Here is an 18636-nt window from a genome sequence, read left to right on the forward strand (position 1 = left end):
GGGGTAGGAAATTAAATCGCTTGAGTGGTTATCTAGCGGGGATTGATGGGTAGCTCTAGTTAGAATTGGATGAAGCTCTTTCAATTGAATTCAAGCCGAATGATGTTAAACGAAAAAAGCCGTGGCCACTCAAGTGAGTAACCACGGCTTTCGTACTCGATTATGTATTTGCTATAAATCTTAGTGCAATACACATCTATACAGTTTGCATCGCCTAGATAGGCTTATTTAGCTTGCGCTGCTGCCGCTTCTAGTTGCTTAAGTTTACCTTGAAGCATGTAAGCATTTTGGTTGAAGTTACCAGGGTTCAACACTTGGCTTTGCTGCATAGGGTAGTCAGGTAGCGTGTTCATGAACTCTTGTACTTTGCCGCCTACTGGTACGAATAGCCACATGTTATCTGCCATCCAGCGTAGGTACATGCCCGATTCGTGTGGTGCTTTTTCGAATGGGTCAGCACGTAGGTGAACGACTTGAGGCCAGTTTGGTTGGAAGCGAACTGCATCAACAATGTTACCGTCCATTACTGCGAACGAAATCTTGAAGTCATTCCAACGAACTGCGTTTAGCTCAGCGTTAGCAGAGAAGTAAAGCATGCTGTCACGAGGGCCTTGCTCTTCTTTGCCTTGGAAGTAAGGTAGGAAGTTGTAACCATCTAGGTGAACACGCCAGTTTTTACCGTTGTAAGTTGCACCTTTATCAGACGCTAGTTTCTCAACCACTTTATCATCACCAGCTGCTGCTAGTAGAGTCGGGATCCAGTCTTGGTGACCCATGATGTCGTTGATCTTAGTTCCCGGCTTGATAGTACCAGGCCAGCGAACTAGCTGAGGAACACGCATACCGCCTTCGTAAGTTGTACCTTTCTCACCGTGGAAGTAAGTTGCGCCGCCATCAGGCCAAGAAACTGTCTCTGCACCGTTATCGGTCGAGTAGATGACGATAGTGTTGTCTGCGATTTTAAGCTCATCAAGCTTGTCTAGAAGCACACCAACTTGGTCATCGTGCTCTAACATGCCGTCTGCGTAGATGCTGATACCAGATTTACCTTGGTATTTCTCTTGTAGACGAGTCCACACGTGCATACGAGTCGTGTTGTGCCAGATGAAGAATGGTTTGTCAGCTTTCACTGCTTTTTCCATGAATGCTAGAGATTCTTCTAGGAACTCCTCATCTGCGTGCTCCATACGCTTACGCGTCATAGGGCCTGTATCTTCAATCTTACCGTCAGAGGTCGACTTGATGACACCACGAGGGCCGAAGTTCTTACGGAACTCAGGATCTTTAGGGTAGTAGTATGTCTCTGGCTCTTCTTCCGCGTTTAGGTGGTAAAGGTTACCGAAGAACTGATCAAAACCGTGGTTTGTTGGAAGGTGTTTATCTTGGTCACCCATGTGGTTCTTACCGAACTGAGCTGTCATGTAGCCTTGTTCTTTAAGAAGATCTGCGATCGTTGGAGCCCAATCTGGGATACCGTGGTCAGAGCCCGGCATACCGATAGTCAGTAGACCAGTACGGAAAGGTTCTTGACCGGTTAGGAATGCAGCACGACCAGCAGTACACGATTGTTGACCGTAGTGGTCAGTAAATAGTGCGCCTTCGTTAGCAATACGGTCGATGTTAGGTGTTTCGTAACCCATCATACCGTTGTTGTATGCACTGATGTTAAATACACCAATGTCATCACCCCAGATAGCAAGAATGTTTGGTTTTTCTGCTGCTGTTGCCGCTGAAGAAGCTGCTAATAAGCCAACACCTAATGCCAGTTTATTAATTTTAGTACCCATAAGGACTCCGATTCACTTTTAAGATTAATGCGTTAGAACAACACATCGATGAGCAAATGTTATTCCCAAAATTCCGTTCCGTCTTTTTATAGTGCTTATAACCAATCGTTATGATGTCTAGGTAACCTATTGATTAATATCAGTTCCAACGGGTGACTAGAATAAAGCCTTAGTTTGTATGTGTGATCCTTATCATGTTTGTTGGCGTAAACCCTATCGATGATTTGTGTATCCGTATCTCAATAAAAATGACAAAAAGATTAATAGCTTAGGGAATCTCGCGCATGTGCAAAAAATGGACTATACGTTGTAGGGCAGGATGCAAATAACTTACGAAGAGGTTTCTATGACAGCGAAATATGGCGCTAAACGTCGATTAGCGATTTTGGGTACAGCAATGATGGCCGCGTCCAGCGCCACTTTTGCGGCAGAAAAGCCAAATATATTGGTCATTTGGGGGGACGATATTGGTCAATCCAATGTGAGTGCATACACCTTCGGTCTCATGGGTTACAAAACTCCGAATATTGATAGCATTGCGAAAGAAGGGATGATGTTTACCGATTACTACGCAGAGCAATCTTGTACTGCGGGTCGATCTACCTTTATTACGGGGCAAAGTGTATTACGAACGGGTTTGAGTAAAGTAGGCTTGCCGGGCGCAGACATTGGCTTACAAGCAGAAGACGCGACAATCGCAGAAATGCTGAAACCTATGGGTTACATGACAGGTCAATTTGGTAAAAACCACCTTGGCGATAAAGATGAATTCCTTCCAACAGCACACGGGTTTGACGAATTTTTTGGCAACCTTTACCACCTAAATGCTGAAGAAGAACCAGAAAATGAAGATTACCCAACTGACCCAGAGTTTCGTAAGAAATTTGGCCCTCGTGGCGTTATCAAATCATTTGCTGATGGCAAGATTGAAGATACTGGTCCACTAACGCGTAAGCGTATGGAAACGGTCGATGAAGAAACACTAGACGCGGCACTTGATTTTATGGATCGCGCAGTGAAAGCGGACAAACCATTCTTCGTGTGGTGGAACGCGACACGTATGCACTTTAGAACGCACGTGAAAGCCGACAGTAAAGGTGTAACCGGTGTTGGTAACTACGCTGATGGTATGGTTGAGCACGATCGACACGTTGGGCAACTATTGAAGCAAGTGGATGAGTTGGGAATCAAAGACAACACGATTGTTTTCTACTCAACGGATAACGGCCCTCACATGAACTCGTGGCCTGATGCGGGTACAACCCCGTTCCGTGGTGAGAAAAACACCAACTGGGAAGGCGCATACCGTGTACCAGCCATGGTTCGTTGGCCTGGTAAGATTGAACCAGGAACCGTATCCAACGAAATCATGCACCATATGGACTGGATGCCAACCTTCGTTGCCGCTGCTGGTGATGACCAAATCAAAGAGAAACTACTCAAAGGTCATACTGCCGGTGATAAAACGTTTAAGGTTCACTTAGATGGTTACAACTTCCTGCCTTACCTAACGGGTGAAGAAGAGAAAGGCCGTCGCTCGGAGATCTTCTACTTTACCGATGATGGTGATTTAGCGGCGCTTCGTTACAACCAGTGGAAAGCGGTGTTCATGGAGCAGCGTGCAACGGGTACGATGCAAATTTGGGCTGAACCGTTCGTGACGTTACGTCTTCCTAAGCTGTTTAACCTGCGTATGGACCCATACGAAAACGCAGACATTACATCGAACACATACTACGATTGGTTGTTAGACCATGCTTATATGTTCGTTCCAGCGCAAGCGTATGTCGGCAAGTTCCTAGAAACCTTTGCTGAATATCCGCCACGCCAAAAAGCCGCGAGCTTTAGCTTGGATCAGGTAATGGAAAAACTTCAGGAATCTCATAACAAATAAGTAATTGTTTGAGTGAAACTGAACAGATGAAAAGAGCTCTTAGGAGCTCTTTTTTTATGCGCATACCGATGAGTAAATCCCGGTCGTGAATATGAGTCACAACTATCGAGTTCACTGCCACTAAATAATTGTAAATTCGTTGTTTTTGCGTCTACCTTATTAAGCATAAGGATGTATAAAAACAAGGAATGTTATGTCTGCATGGTTGTGCTTATTGGTAAACGGATTGAAACACCAGCGAGTCGCAGTATTATCCGCAATCTTGTCTCCACTGATGTTGTCGCTGTTCAGTTTGAACGCTTATGCCAACGAGCAAGATCCTAATATCAACTCTGATATTTCAAAGACCAGCTCTGTAGCTTCACACGTTACCTCTGACGCTTTACCTATCGGCTCTAAAGCCACGTATGTCAGTTCGGAAGCGTGTATTGATTGTCATAGTGAAGAAGTCGAAGCGTGGGAGGGCTCTCATCATGATATGGCGATGAAGCACGCTACAGACGAATCGGTATTAGGCGATTTCAACGATCAAACAGTCACTCATGACGGTAAACCCAACCGATTTTTTCGCAAGGGCGAAGAGTTCTGGGTCAATATCGAAGGGCCAGACGGCCAATTCAAAGATTACAAAATCAGCTATACCTTTGCCTTTGAACCACTACAACAATACATGGTTGAATTTGAAGACGGCCGTGTACAGTTGATTCCTTTCGCTTGGGACTCTCGAACTGAGGGCGAAGGCGGCCAACGCTGGTATCACCTCTATCCTGATACCACCAACACCGATGAATTCTACTGGACCAATAGCGGTCAAAACTGGAACTTCATGTGTGCTGATTGCCATTCAACGAATCTAGAAAAAAACTACGACAGCGCGAGTAATACCTACAACACCACATGGTCGGAGATTAATGTCGGTTGTGAAGCGTGTCATGGCCCTGCGAGTGAGCACGTTGAACAGGCCCAGCTAGCAAAAGCTAACGGTGGAAAGGATGTTCAAGTTTCGGCGCATTATGGTTTTGATCGCGACTTGTCGAAGTCGGTGAAAGAGTGGATCTATCAAGAGGGTAATTCAACCCTGCAACCAAAAGACACCATCCATACCAATCAAGTTCAAACCTGTGCTCAATGCCACAGCCGACGTACTCAGTTGAATGAAACAGGCGACCACGTGAACGGGTCATTCTTTGATAAGTATCGCCTGAGCTTAATTACTCCTGAGCTTTACCACAACGATGGTCAAATCTACGATGAAGATTACGTTTACGGATCTTTCCTTCAATCCGTGATGGCTGAAAAAGGCGTCACATGTACTAACTGCCACGATCCCCACACTGCTGAACTAAAAATTGCGGAAGAAGCCGTGTGTAGCCAATGTCACATTGCATCGGAATACACGCCTGAAAAGCACACATTCCACGAAGCCAATACCGAAGCATCACAATGTACCACTTGTCACATGCCAGAGACGACTTACATGGAGGTGGATCCAAGGCGTGACCACAGTTGGCATATCCCACGTCCTGATATTAGCCAACACATTAAAACGCCGAATGTGTGCACTAGCTGTCATGAAGATCAAACCGACCAGTGGGCAGATAAGCAAATCGGTGAGTGGTTCCCTGATTCTAAGTATCGTAATCAGCAGCATTTTGCCGTGGCCTTTTATGCTGACTCAATAGGGCACCGAGGGGCAGAGGATGCGTTGGCGTATTCGGCTCAGGATTCCAGCTTAAGCAATATCATTCGAGCATCGAGCTTAGAACGTTTGGGCGGTAATACGGGTAAGAATACGCTTATCTCGCTGGCAAGAGCGGTGAAACATGATGACGAGATGATCCGTTTGGGTGTGGTGCAAGGCTCGTCTGGCTTCCCATTCACTGATCGATGGCAGATTTTAGAACCGCTACTGAAAGACCCTGTATTATCGATTCGTTCAGAAACCGCAGGCGCATTAGTGCGTTATTGGGGAGAAATGAATCCTCTGCAGAAAGACCAAATCAAGCCTGCATTGGAAGAGTACATTGAAATACAGCAATTTAATGCCGACAGAGGATTTGGGCGTACTAACCTAGGCAACGTTTACCGAGATTTAGGCCAGCACGATAAAGCGATTGAGTTCTATCAAGGTGCTATCGAGATTGAGCCTTACTTCGAAAACAGCTACGCCAACTTGGCGGATTTGTATCGAGCGCAAGGTAACGAAGCAAAAGCGTTGTCGACCTTGAAGCAAGGTATTGAAGCTCAGCCTAAATCGAGTGTTTTGCCATACAGCACAGGATTGTCTCTGCTTCGTGTGAAAGATTACGAACAAGCAACGGACTACCTTAAACAAGCCGCTGAAACTGCACAAACCGACCCTCAATATTGGTATGTGTACGGATTGGCTTTGGAGAAATCGGATGTGCTTGCGGCAAGTCAATCACTGCATAAGGCTTACCAATTTAGCCGCAACCCACAGCACCTGTATGCCCAGTGTGAAGTGTTGGCGCGAAACAGCCATATACCGGGCGTACCAAAGGCGTTTGAGCAATGTATTTCATCATTGAGCAAAGTGGCTCCGCCGGAAGCCATTAACCAATTGAAAGCTAGGTTTAAATAAAGCGATGAGGTGAGCTTGGCTATCGAGCTTATAACTAATAGTTATGGGGCTTGTGAGTAGGATGTACGCAGCCAGATTGAATTAAGGGAAGACCTATGAACCATGCGCAACAAGCAATAAACCAACTGATTGAACAAACAGAGAAAAGTGTTATCGGTCAGAGCCACGTCGTTCGGGCTCTGGTGATAGGGTTATTGACTAACGGCCATGTGCTTTTAGAGGGACTTCCCGGTACAGCGAAAACTCGCTCAGTAAAATCGCTGGCGAATCTACTGAACACCAGTTTTGGTCGAATTCAATTTACGCCAGACCTGCTGCCATCTGATGTGACGGGTACAGAAGTGTACCAAGAGCTTGATGGAAAGCCTCAACTGCATTTCCAACCGGGTCCTATTTTCAACAGCATTGTATTAGCGGATGAAGTGAACCGTGCGCCTGCAAAAGTACAGGCAGCTCTGCTTGAAGCTATGGCGGAAGGTACGATTACGGTGGGTGGTCAAACTCACATCCTGCCAGATCTGTTCATGGTATTAGCTACGCAAAACCCAGTTGAGCAAGAAGGTACGTATCCACTCCCTGAAGCTCAAATGGACCGTTTCATCATGAAAGTGACGGTCGACTATCCAGAAGATGAAGCTGAACGCGACATCATTCGACTTGTGCGCAGTGAGGAACTCGGTAGCGAGACGAGTTCGGAATTAGTCACGCCACAACATATTGAACCTGAGTTGGTACTTGAAGCTCGTCGCCAACTTCCAGACATTGCTGTTTCCGATTTAGTTGAGAACTACATTGTGGCCTTGGTGATGGCGACTCGTAAGCCAGAGCGTTACCCAGAATCAAACTTGTCTAAATGGATTGAGATTGGTTCAAGCCCGCGTGCTTCTATCGCATTAGACAAATGTGCTCGCGCTTATGCATGGCTACAAGGGCGTGACCACGTCACGTTAGACGATGTACGTGCCATGTTGCCAACCGTGTTAGGTCACCGATTCTCGCTGTCTTACGACGCATTGGCCGATGGTGTTGACCATCAAAGAGTAGTTGAAGAACTGCTCGATAATGTTGAGATTGGATAACTAGGGGGCGTCATGGCGAAGCCAACACAAGCTCCCAGATCGCAAGGCCTTGATCCACGACTGTATTGTGATTACTCAAGGTTAGTGCGAATTCAGGCTCAAGCTGAGTCGTTTTCTTTACTCCCTCATCTAAAGGCGGGCAGTGTGCTGTCGGGGAGACACAACTCATTGTTCCGAGGTCGAGGTTTGAATTTCGAGGAGCTACGTCACTACCAACTTGGTGATGACATTCGTAACCTCGATTGGAAAGTCACGATGCGGACAGGCAAACCTCACGTTCGTAGTTATACCGAAGAGAAAGACCGTAATGTGATGATCTGTGTTGATCAGCGCAGCTCGATGTTTTTTGCTTCTCAAAACACCATGAAATCCGTTGTGGCCGCTGAAGTCGCAGCATTGTGTGGATGGCGAGTGCTGAAAGATGGTGACCGTGTCGGCTTCGTTTTAGCTTCACACCAAAAGCTCTTTCATACCAAAGCGCAGCGTTCTCAATCGGACTTCTTGGCTCAACTAAAACACCTCACCAAAGCCAATCAAAGCTTAGGTGTCAGTGTGAGCGACAGCGAAGGTGTTGGGTTTAGCCAGTGGATTGAACTGATCAAACGAATGAGATTAAAGCAGTCGACCTTAATCTTTATTAGTGATTGGCGAGATTGCCAAGAGCAACATCTTGACCGACTCAAACAACTGCAACAACACAACGACATTTTAGCCATTATGGTCACCGATCCATTAGAACAATCATTGCCTCAAGATTTAGCAAGCGCAAACTGGGTGGTGGGTGATGGTCGCTTTCAACTTAATCTGGATAGCCAATCTAAGGTTAACCTCGCAAGTGAAAGCCTTGCCCAAAAAGCGGCACTCCAGAAGCAGTCCCTTGCTAAATTGATGGCGATGAAAAACCTTCCTTATATCGAATTAGACACGTCAGGCAATCACATATCGCAGCTGCAAAAGCTGGTGGGAGGACGTTAGATGGCTGTAGAACATACCCCTCCAAGTACTTATATTCTTCGCGATCTGCACGATGTCGCCATTCCCGAGAGCGTGAGCTGGATGCCGCAAACCATTGGTTGGAAGATCCTCGGCGTTATTCTGTTATTGGTCGCCATCTATCTGGCTTATCGTTTGGCGCAGAGATGGTGGAATAACCGTTATCGTAAAGAAGCGCTTCAAGAGCTCATGGTATTGGATGCACGAGACAAGAATTCAACCGAACGAACCTTTAAAGTCCTCAAAGTGGTGCTTCGCTACCTAGACAGCAGCAATGCTAAGCTGTTTGGCCAAGCTTATGTAAACCGTTTAAATGCTTATCTGCCTGTTAGCGCTAACACCAGTGAAAACAGTAATGCGTTTTTTGCCGATGAAGTTTCGGAATTATCGATGCAGAGCCTAATTGACCCTAATGTGCGTTTGAGCTTTGAACAGCGTTTAGAGGTGATTCAAACCGCGATGATGTGGTTAAAGCTTCATAAACCCGATGTACAAACAAAACCGAATGTACAGGTAATGGCTGAGGGGCAAGACAATGTTTGATGTTTTATCTGCCAGCTTTGAATTTGCGCACCCGCTATGGTTTATCGCGCTGCCTCTGCCATTGTTGGTCTACTTTGCCGTGCCAGCTTATCGGACTAAGCAAATGGCGATTAAGGTGCCATTTTTTCGAGAATTGGTTGAAGCGATTGGGGAAGCGCCGTCAGAAGGTGCAAGCCAGTTAACACCAAGCTGGTGGCAACGGACCACGCTAATTATTACTTGGGTATTGGTCGTGAGCGCGTTAGCGAAACCAACCATTCTTGGTGAACCACAGGTTCGCGAACAATTGGGTCGTGATGTGATGGTGGTGGTCGATTTATCCGGCTCAATGGCGGAGCAAGATTTCACCTCTCAGCAAGGCGACAAAATCTCTCGTTTAGATGCGACCAAAGAGGTGTTAGCCGATTTTGCGAAAACTAGAAAAGGAGATCGACTCGGTTTGATCTTGTTTGGTGATGCAGCGTTTGTACAAACGCCATTTACCGCGGACCAAGATGTATGGCTTGAACTGCTTAATCAAACCGATGTCGCGATGGCAGGGCAAAGTACGCACCTAGGTGATGCAATTGGCTTGGCGATCAAGGTGTTTGAACAGAGTGAAAAGCAAAGTGCTGCCGTTCAAGATTCGAACGTCGATACCAACGAAAAAGAGAAAGTCGTGATCGTATTAACAGACGGTAATGATACAGGAAGTTTTGTTGAGCCTATTGATGCCGCAAAAGTCGCCAAGGCTAAAGGCGTTCGAATTCACGTGATTGCGATGGGCGACCCGCAAACCGTTGGAGAGGTTGCTCTGGATATGGAAACCATCAAGCGTGTGGCTCAAGAGTCTGGTGGCGAAGCCTTTGAAGCACTTAACCGCGATGAATTGACTAAAGCCTACGCTCAGATCGGTGAACTAGAACCACAGTTATATGAAAGTACCACTTATCGTCCTAAACAGGGACTGCACCATTACTTAATGGCGATTGTTGTTGTGATGTATTTGACCGCGTTCAGCTTAGCAACGATACGCCGAAGATCGCTGCTCGCTTCTTCGGCTAAGAATTTGAAAGGAGAGAGTGATGCCTGATTCTCTCACGATACAACAGTTCTTTACCCAGTTTCATTTTATCCGACCATTGTGGTTGTTGGCCTTTATCCCAATGTTTTTCCTGTTATGGGTTCGTTGGAGAGAAGAGACAAAACCAACGTGGAAAGACATTCTACCGGCACATTTACGTGATGCATTGACGATTGGCGAAACAGGCTGGCGCAAGCAACTGCCGTTGAAGCTATTGGTGGTGATTGTGACTATCGCCATCATTATCTGTTCTGGCCCAACATGGCAGCGTGAGGCATCGCCATTTGGTGAAGATAAAGCGTCGATGTTGGTTGTGCTCGATAATAGTGAATCTATGCTCGCTAAGGATTTGCCTCCAAGTCGCTTGGAACGATCTAAGCAGAAAATTAGAGACTTATTGGCAGCTCGAAAAGGCGGTAATACTGGCTTGGTGGTTTATGCCGGTAGTGCACACGTCGCGATGCCCGTCACTCAAGACAGCAAGGTGTTTGAACCGTTTCTTGCGGCTATCACACCCGACATCATGCCGGTTTCAGGTAAATCAGCAGAAGAAGCGCTGCCACTCATAAATCAGCAACTGTCTGGTGAGTTAGGTTCGTCAGTGTTGTTGGTATCAGATGGTGTGAATCCAAGTACGATGCGAGCTTTTGAAACCTTTTTCAACGAAAACCCATATCAGTTGCTTATTTTGGCTGCCGGAAATAGCGATGTGGTGAGCGATAACCCTGTTGACCTCGATTCATTGCGCAGTTTAGCGAATAAGACAGGTGGTCGAGTGATAGAGGTGACCGTTGACGATTCGGATATTCGACAACTGAATCAAGCCGTTGAAAGAAACATGCAGCTCAACGGCGAATCTTCAATGCCTTGGAAAGACATGGGCTATGGCCTGCTTATTCCAATGGTGATCATCATGTTGTTGTGGTTCAGAAAAGGATGGTTGGTGCAGTGGTGTGTCGTTGGTTTAGTGATTTCGGGCAGCATTTATTCACCAAGCACTTTGGCGAAAACAGTCAACTTAACTGCTGAGAAACCCGTTGTGGTGGAGTCGCTTACAGCTTGGGATAAGACCGCTCAATGGTGGTGGGACTTATGGCTAACGCCTGACCAACAAGGTCAACGTTTGTTGAATCAGAAGGAGTACCTTCAAGCTGCAAAACATTTTACTGACCCGATGCGAAAGGGCGCGGCTTATTACTATGCTCGTGATTTTGAGCTCGCTCACAGTGCGTTCTTGCAAACCAAAACTGACCTTGGTTTATACAATGCAGCGAGTGCGTTAGCCAGGCAGCGTGAATACCTGGCGGCGCGAGACCTCTTGAAATCCCTAAGCGAGAAAGAGGATCTGTCACCAGAACTAAAAACGGATGTGGAAAATAACCTTGCAGTGCTTAGCGGGATTGTCGAAGAGGTAAACCGAACCAGCGAAAGCCAGTCTGGAACCACAGATGGCCCTGAAGAGTCTTTAGAACTCGAAGACGATCAGCCGCGAACGGGTGATGGTGCCGAAGAAGAAACGGTAGCGGAATTGATGCTTAAGGAAACGCTGAATGCCAATGAAATCTTGGGCAGCCAAGAGCTTGCCGACAAGTGGTTAAAACGCGTCGAAGCGGACCCTAAGTTCTTCTTGAAGTCGAAATTTCAAATTCAATTAAGAGACCCTGCACCTTCGATAGAACAGACACCGAAACAGGAACAGGCATCAAAACAGGAGCAAGCACAATGAGTCGATACGATTTAGCGCTTGAAGCGATTCAATCAAAGGGCGCGCGATTCACAGCCCGTACATGGTTGTTGTCGATGACTCTTATGTTGAGTTGGTTTTTTCCTGCTGTTGCTTCTGCTGCCGATATCTTCGATCTGCAAAAAAGTGGTGACGTTGAGCTTATCGCTTGGGTGGGCGAGAAACCCAAGTCAGGCGACAAGATAACGCCGACCAAAGTCAGCGTAAATGAGCAGGTCATTTTGAACATTGAGGTGGCGACACCGCGCTGGTTAACAGGCGGCACTCGAATTGGCAGTATCGAAATCCCTAATGTGATCGCTAAACAGCGTAATCAACTTGCCACGAACTACACAGAAAGAGTCGGTGGCACTACATGGTCACGTCAGCGTTGGGAAGTGACACTTTATCCGATGACTTCTGGCGAGTTTGTTATTCCAACCGTACCGGTTCGTATCCAAGTTTCTGCTCCTGATGGTTCAAACGTGGGCGGTACGCTTTACACGCAGCCGATTAAGTTTGAAGCTTCGTTGCCTTCAGGTTTACTCGATAATGAAACGCCTTGGTTTTCTGCGACAGAAGTCGATGTAGAGCAGCAATGGCAACGCTCAAGTGAAGAGCTAAAAGTTGGCGATGCTATTACTCGAACTATCACGATTAAGGCAAAAGACAGCCTTTCTGTGTTGCTGCCAGACGTGCTAACCAATGAGTCCACTCAGCAGTTCCAAGCTTACCCACAGCCCAACCGTTTGGATGATACTCAAGAACGAGGTGATTATCGCTCAAGCCGAGTTGAAGAGACGGTATATGTGATTCAACAAGGTGGTGAGTTTACTCTGCCGGAGTTTTCATTTCAGTGGTGGGACAGTAAGAATCAACGGCTCGAAAAAGTGGTGATTAAAGGCGAAGTGTTTGAAGCCAAACACACAGTCCAATCTTTCATCAAGGCCTACATGCCGGTGTTTATTAGTGTTGGTTTGGCTCTGTTAGTCTGTATTGCGTTGATTATTTCCGTTAAGCGTTACTACGCAAACCGCCCAACACCGAGTTGGCTAGTATTACGTCGCTTACTCAAGCAAGGTAATTGGGCTGCATTAAGAACCTTTATCTACCGTCAATTGCGAAGCGAAACCACTCAGTTGGAACTGAATAAAGCGCAGCTAAGTAAAGAGCAACTGGGTAAAGCGAACGAACAAAAGCGTTGGCTAGAAGATAGCGAAGCCCTTCAACAAGGAAGTGAAGATAAAAACGTATTCACTCGTTTATGGAAAGGGTTACGTAACTTGCCCAACGGCAAATCAAGCCAGAGTAAACCTCGTTCAATTGCCGCTCGCTTGAAAATCCCTAAAGCCTTGCCAGACTTAAAAGATAGAACTAAGTAGCAAACTTTAGTCATTCGCATCGAACATAATCGGCAGGTTCTCTACTATGGGGAACCTGCTTCTTTAATATGGAACTGTATGAAAAGTACCGAACTAAATCTAATTCCTATATTTGTTGCTATCTATGAAGAGCAGAACTTATCTAGGGCTGCTAATCGCATGGATATAAGCCAACCAGCAGTGAGTAAAGCACTTGCAAGGTTGAGAGATATCTATGATGAACCACTGTTTCATCGCACCACATCAGGCGTAGAGCCAACCACATTCGCTATTGATATCTATCCTGCAATGGCCGCTGCACTTAAAAACTTTACGTCTACCTTATCCGCATCAAGAGACTTCGATCCTAAAACCTCAGGCCGCGTGTTTTCCATTGCCTGCGTCTCGGCCGCGAGCTATGAAATGATGCCAAAAGTTATGCGGTTAATCAGCCAAGTTGCGCCAGGTATCGCGTTAGAGGTTCATCCTCTATTTACCGAAGACTATGAGTCCGATTTAAGGCTGCAAAGACACGACGTGATTGTTGATATGACGCCTAAAGGAAGAACCATGCTTAAGCACGAGGTGATTTCTACAGAAGAGCTGGTCGTGGTGTGTAGTAGTGATCATCCAACGGTTGGCGATACGATCGATATGGAACAGTTCTTAGCACTCGAACATGTGGTTGTATCAAGGTGGCATGCGCGCAAAAGCTTATTGAGCTCTGAACACTACAGTGACCTTGAGAAACGTAGAATCGTGTATCGCGCAGCGGGCGTTGTAGAGATGCTGCCTGTTATCGAAGGCTCTGAGTACATCGGTGTAATGCCTATTTCATCGGTGCGTTGTTTCGCTGAAAAGTACGCCGTAAAAACACTGCCATTGCCCTTCGAGTTGGAAGACCTCGATATGTGTATGATTTGGCATCCAAGCCGTACCAATGAACCAAGCCATAAGTGGTTACGAGCTAAGATCAAAGCGGCAGCAAAAGAGTTATCAAGTTAGCCTATACAAGGACATAGCCATGGAAAGCATTCGCGCGATTTTAAACGGAAAGAAAGCCAATATCCCGGAATTAAGGAAAGCCATCTTTGCGGCGAGGGACAATGATATTGACCTGCAAGTTAGAGTGACTTGGGAATCGTCGGATATGTTCCGTTTGGTAAGCGAGGCAATATGCGATGGTGTTAAGCGTCTGATTGTGGCGGGTGGCGATGGAACGTTGAATGAAGCCGTTAACGCGCTCAACCAGTTCCGTGCGAGTGAAAGACCACAACTGGCGATTATCCCCATGGGCACGGCGAATGATTTTGCTACCGCAACGGGAATACCTAATGATATTTCGGGTGCTTTCGAACTAGCGCTGGAAGGCAAGGCGTTTGCAGTGGATAGCGTGCGTGCGAATGACCGCTACTTTATGAATGTCGCTGCGGCGGGTTTTGGTGCTGAAGTCACAGCTGAAACGCCAGTCGAGCTTAAAGATTTTCTCGGTGGCGGTGCGTATACGTTAACAGGGGTGGTGAAAGCACTCGGCTTTAAGCCCTACAGTGGCACGTTGACCATAGACAAAGGCAGCTTTACCGGCGAGATCCTTGTTGGTGCTTTTTGTAATGGTTGCTTAGCGGGTGGAGGACAAGAGTTAGCGCCTAATGCATTGATTGATGACGGTTTGATGGATCTAACTTTAGTCAAAACTTTCGTGGCTTCTGATTTGCCAAAAGTCATCGAAGAGCTCAAGCATCCAGCCGACGACGGCAAGTACATTGTCCATATTCAAGCTCGTTGGTTAGAGATCGATTTTCCTCAGTCACTGCCCATTAACCTTGATGGTGAACCTTATCGTTCCAACCAAATACGTTTTGAAGTCATGCCATCCAGCATTTGTTTGGTGTTGCCAGAAAACAGTCCTTGTTTGGTGAAAAACCGGTAAACCACTTCGGTTGGGTAAACGGAGTGATCGACCGATAGGGTTATTCACTCCGCTAAGATTCGTTATGCCTCTTTTTGCGTTTGCTCTGAATTAAGCAAGAAGTAAGACAACCAGTCATCAATCGGCAGAGGACGCGCAAAGAAATAGCCTTGAGCGTATTTACAACCGATCTGACGCAGTGTCTTTACATGACTCTGGGTTTCAAGGCCCTCTGCAATCACTGAAAAGTCGAGTATTTGTGCGAGTTTAAGCACCGCACAAGTAATCTCGTAATCAACCTTTGATGAGTTAATATCTTCAATAAAGCTTCGATCCAATTTTATGCAATCAGCCGAAAGATTCTTCAATACCGACAGTGAAGAGTAACCCGTGCCAAAATCATCGATAGCAATCTTATAGCCTTTAGAATGAAGCACCTCAATGGTTCTCGAACAGGTTTCAAAATCACGCATCATGTCTCTTTCGGTAATCTCAAGCAGCAATTGGTGAGGTTGGCAATCCGTTTCATCCAATATCACTTGTAGCTGCTCGGCGAGGTCTGTCATATAGAACATTCTCGCTGAGAAATTGATTGAGAAAATCACGCCTTGTAGGTCTATTCCCGTTCGTTGCCATTCAGTGATCAAGTTTGCCACTTTCTTAAACACCCATTTATCTATGTCGATAATGAGGTCACTTTTCTCCGCAACCTCAAGGAAATCAATCGGTGGCAGTAAGCCCAATTTAGGATGTCGCCAACGAATAAGTGCTTCGGCGCCAATAATGCCCTGTGAGTCTAAGTCGACTTTAGGTTGGAAGAACACTTCAAGCTCGTCGTTAGCAATCGCTTGATGAAGTCCGATGTTGGTTTCGATTAAGTCGTTCACTTCATGGGTCATTTTATCCGCGTAGACTCTGTATTGATCTCTACCATTACGTTTGGCGTGATACATGGCGGTATCCGCGTTGCGAATTAAGGTTTCACGATCCAAACCATGAGTAGGGTACTCACAAACACCAATACTCGCGGAGACGAAGATAGAATTATCATCGATGTAATACGGCTTTCTTAATGCTTGGTTCAAGCGATCGGCGATCGGTTCACCTTCTTCTAAGCCAATGTTGGAATAAACAACCAAGAACTCGTCGCCACCCATTCGAGCAACAAAGCCTTTATCGCCGATTAAGCTACTCAGGATGTCAGAGACATTGACTAATAAGTTGTCTCCGGGCGCATGGCCTAAGGAGTCGTTAATGGTCTTAAATTCATCAATATCGAGATAAAACAATAAGAAAGAGGCGTTGCTCTCACTGGATTTTCTAATCTCTTCATCCAATTGTTTGGTGGCCAACAGTCTGTTAGCCAAATTCGTTAGTGGATCATGGTGCGCGAGGAAGTCGAAATTCTTCTTTTCTTCAGTGAGGTCGAGATAGGCCTCAGACAGCCTTAAAGCCATGTCGTTATAGGCTTTTTCTAAGTGAGACCATTCGTCACTTCTACCCAAGTTGATCGGGTTTTTGAGGCTGCCGGATTCTAAACGGTCGAAGCCATGTCTAAGGGCATTGAGTGGTTTTCGAATGTGGTGTCTAACAACGTGGCTAACCAGCAACATCGATAGCACGACGGCTGAAATGCTGATAACAATCGCATTGAGCCTTGATAGGCCAATCTCTTGTTCAAGCTGGTCGGTTAGTTCTAAGGCTTGGCTTTGTACGCGCGACTCGGTTTTTTCTACCATCTCCAACAAGTCACTTTGGGCAACTAGCAGTGATGCCATCACCAACCAACGCTGCTCCAGATTCGCTCGAATGCGTTTTAAAGCCGCGTTGTATCGTTTTACCGTTCGATGAATTTTTTTCTTCTCAGCAATCACCGCTGAGGTTTCGATATCGACGTTTTCTAAATGGAGCAAAAATATATCGAGTTCTTTCTCGACCTCGATAAGCAGGACTTTCTCCGTTTCTGGCGTGATGCGGCTGTGAATATCTCCGACCATTTTCCCCGAGGTGAGGAACGACTCTCGTAGCATGTTGATGAGATCTAATTCATTGTTATAACGAATGAAATTGGGTTGGTCCAAGTGCCTTAGCTTACTGTCGGCTATCGCAAATTCGAGTTGATCAAGTTGCTCGGCTAATGCAGCGTCGATTTGATTAGTCTGCTTAAGAATTCGATTCAGTGCTAGTGAACTGCCCAAGAAACGGTGGAAGTTATCGATAAAGGCATCGATCTTTTGCGAGAAACCTTCGTTGGTCGAGAGATCTCTCAGTCGTTGCAGTTGGAAATCAACATTGAACGCTTCTTCAGACAGCGTGGTTTCGCTGAACAAAAAAGTTTGTTCCAGCAGCTTAACTCGAGAGGTGAGCGTAAATACGCGACGACTGATTTCAGAGTTAACAATCAAATCTGACACGTGTGTCGAGGTTTCCGTTTTGAGCGTCGACTCGACGTAATAGAGCGAGCGGATCACCATGATGACCGCAAGGCTCACAATCAATAGCGAAACCAGATTCGAAATAATGAGCCGTTGGGTGATGTTTATCTGAGGTAGTTTCATTGTGGCTTCCAAATTTTCAGATACGCTTCACGGTAGCCATTTTTAGGGTCGTAGATGCCTTTGTCTGACTGGCTGATGAGTTCTTCAACATTATCGGGCGTGACGAGATGTACTGGGGCTGAGTAGCCACTTGGAGGCATTTGGTTAAATGCTCGGTTGAGCTCGTCGACAATTTGCCAGCCTTGTAGGTATAAGGGTTCAGGTACAGTCGCCAGTTGGAATTGACCGCTATTGATTCGTTTGTACGCAGCTTTACTGCCGTCACCCGCTGAAATGTTTTGTGGTATTAGCCGATACTCTTCGAGATTAGATTCCAAAGAGGGGATCGCATAATCAATGTAGAGGTCGTTGATGGCTAAGATGTGAGTGATTTTCTCGTCATATTTATCATCTAGGTTCTTCAATGTTGCAGGCATCTGCTCGGCAATTTTATCGAGCGGTAAGTAGTTCAACTCAAGTACATCACAGGTACTGCAACGCTTGATGGTGTTGACCATCGCGTTGGCTTTGATCATCGCAATTTCATAGTTCGGGTCGGTAAACACCACGGTTTTTGCTCGCCCGTTTGAGTTAACAATCGCGAGTAGCGCGGCCACTTCCGCCACATCGAGAGGGTCGGTGGTGATGTTGGTGTATAAGCCGATTTCTGGGTTGCCACCGACAAGCTCAGTTGCATGCCAGCCAATGACTACGATTCCGAGATCTTCCGCTTGTTTCAAAATGGTTTTGTGTCGAACAGCGTCAATGCCGCCAAGAACAATAGCATCGGGTTCAAAGCCAATCGCTTTTCGGATAGCTGCACCTTGGCGTACTTCTGAGCCTAAGCCATCAATGAACCTCAGATGCCAATTGATGTTGGAAATGGCCTCGGAGATGCCTTTACCCACCCCGTAAACACCGCCATTACGTAAATCAGACGCGACAAAAATAACGTTTTTTTCATGACGCACCGCAGGGCCTTGCATTGGGCCATCCCAAGTTCTCTGGTTGGAAACCGCTCGCATCACTTTTTCTTCAGCATATTGGAAGAAATCGTCTTCATGATTACCCGCAAAACTCTGAGAGTAGCAAGTAGTAGCGAGCAACAAACCCGCAAAATTTAATCTCTTATTCATATGGCTTAT

At 46.3% G+C, this 18636-nt stretch carries 13 protein-coding genes; 10 read left to right on the forward strand and 3 right to left on the reverse strand.

From position 1 onward, the window contains the following. Positions 1 to 224: 224 nt before the first annotated feature. Positions 225 to 1787, reverse strand: coding sequence for an arylsulfatase (locus IQQ51_RS03040; RefSeq protein WP_193840324.1), 1563 nt, complete (start codon positions 1785 to 1787; stop codon positions 225 to 227). Positions 1788 to 2133: 346 nt separating this feature from the next. Between IQQ51_RS03040 and IQQ51_RS03045 the strand changes: the two genes are divergently transcribed. The 10 genes from IQQ51_RS03045 (at position 2134) to yegS (ending at position 14975) form a co-directional block, all read left to right on the forward strand. Further along, positions 2134 to 3681, forward strand: coding sequence for an arylsulfatase (locus IQQ51_RS03045; protein WP_017060009.1), 1548 nt, complete (start codon positions 2134 to 2136; stop codon positions 3679 to 3681). 193 nt (positions 3682 to 3874) lie between these two features. Continuing rightward, entirely contained in the window at positions 3875 to 6283 is a 2409-nt protein-coding gene (locus tag IQQ51_RS03050) for a tetratricopeptide repeat protein (protein WP_193840325.1), read from the forward strand. Positions 6284 to 6378: 95 nt separating this feature from the next. Then, entirely contained in the window at positions 6379 to 7362 is a 984-nt protein-coding gene (locus IQQ51_RS03055; protein ID WP_017060007.1) for an AAA family ATPase, read from the forward strand. Positions 7363 to 7374: 12 nt separating this feature from the next. Further along, on the forward strand, positions 7375 to 8337 hold the full coding sequence (locus tag IQQ51_RS03060; protein ID WP_193840326.1) for a DUF58 domain-containing protein: 963 nt from the start codon (positions 7375 to 7377) through the stop codon (positions 8335 to 8337). Further along, on the forward strand, positions 8338 to 8898 hold the full coding sequence (locus IQQ51_RS03065) for a DUF4381 domain-containing protein (protein ID WP_193840327.1): 561 nt from the start codon (positions 8338 to 8340) through the stop codon (positions 8896 to 8898). After that, the gene (locus IQQ51_RS03070) at positions 8891 to 9970 is read left to right on the forward strand and encodes a vWA domain-containing protein (RefSeq protein ID WP_193840328.1); all 1080 of its coding nucleotides are present in this window, start codon (positions 8891 to 8893) and stop codon (positions 9968 to 9970) included. The genes IQQ51_RS03065 and IQQ51_RS03070 overlap by 8 nt, the downstream gene beginning before the upstream one ends. Continuing rightward, positions 9963 to 11687 (forward strand): vWA domain-containing protein, encoded by a 1725-nt coding sequence (locus IQQ51_RS03075; RefSeq protein ID WP_193840329.1) that lies wholly within the window; start codon positions 9963 to 9965, stop codon positions 11685 to 11687. The genes IQQ51_RS03070 and IQQ51_RS03075 overlap by 8 nt, the downstream gene beginning before the upstream one ends. Then, positions 11684 to 13066 (forward strand): BatD family protein, encoded by a 1383-nt coding sequence (locus IQQ51_RS03080; protein WP_193840330.1) that lies wholly within the window; start codon positions 11684 to 11686, stop codon positions 13064 to 13066. The genes IQQ51_RS03075 and IQQ51_RS03080 overlap by 4 nt, the downstream gene beginning before the upstream one ends. Positions 13067 to 13144: 78 nt before the next feature. Further along, positions 13145 to 14050, forward strand: coding sequence for a LysR family transcriptional regulator (locus IQQ51_RS03085; protein ID WP_017064697.1), 906 nt, complete (start codon positions 13145 to 13147; stop codon positions 14048 to 14050). A 19-nt stretch (positions 14051 to 14069) separates the two neighbouring features. Next, complete coding sequence (gene yegS / locus IQQ51_RS03090) at positions 14070 to 14975, forward strand: lipid kinase YegS (RefSeq protein ID WP_193840331.1); 906 nt, start codon at positions 14070 to 14072, stop codon at positions 14973 to 14975. A gap of 62 nt (positions 14976 to 15037) precedes the next feature. Here yegS and IQQ51_RS03095 read toward each other — a convergent pair whose 3' ends face one another. Then, entirely contained in the window at positions 15038 to 17512 is a 2475-nt protein-coding gene (locus IQQ51_RS03095) for an EAL domain-containing protein (protein ID WP_193840332.1), read from the reverse strand. Beyond that, positions 17509 to 18627 carry a substrate-binding domain-containing protein gene (locus IQQ51_RS03100; RefSeq protein WP_193840333.1) on the reverse strand — a complete coding sequence of 373 codons (1119 nt, stop codon included), beginning with the start codon at positions 18625 to 18627 and terminating at the stop codon, positions 17509 to 17511. Before IQQ51_RS03100 ends, IQQ51_RS03095 begins: the two co-directional genes overlap by 4 nt. Positions 18628 to 18636: the final 9 nt, after the last annotated feature.

This window comes from Vibrio sp. OPT18, assembly GCF_015163615.1.
In the GTDB taxonomy this organism is placed as follows: domain Bacteria; phylum Pseudomonadota; class Gammaproteobacteria; order Enterobacterales; family Vibrionaceae; genus Vibrio; species Vibrio coralliirubri.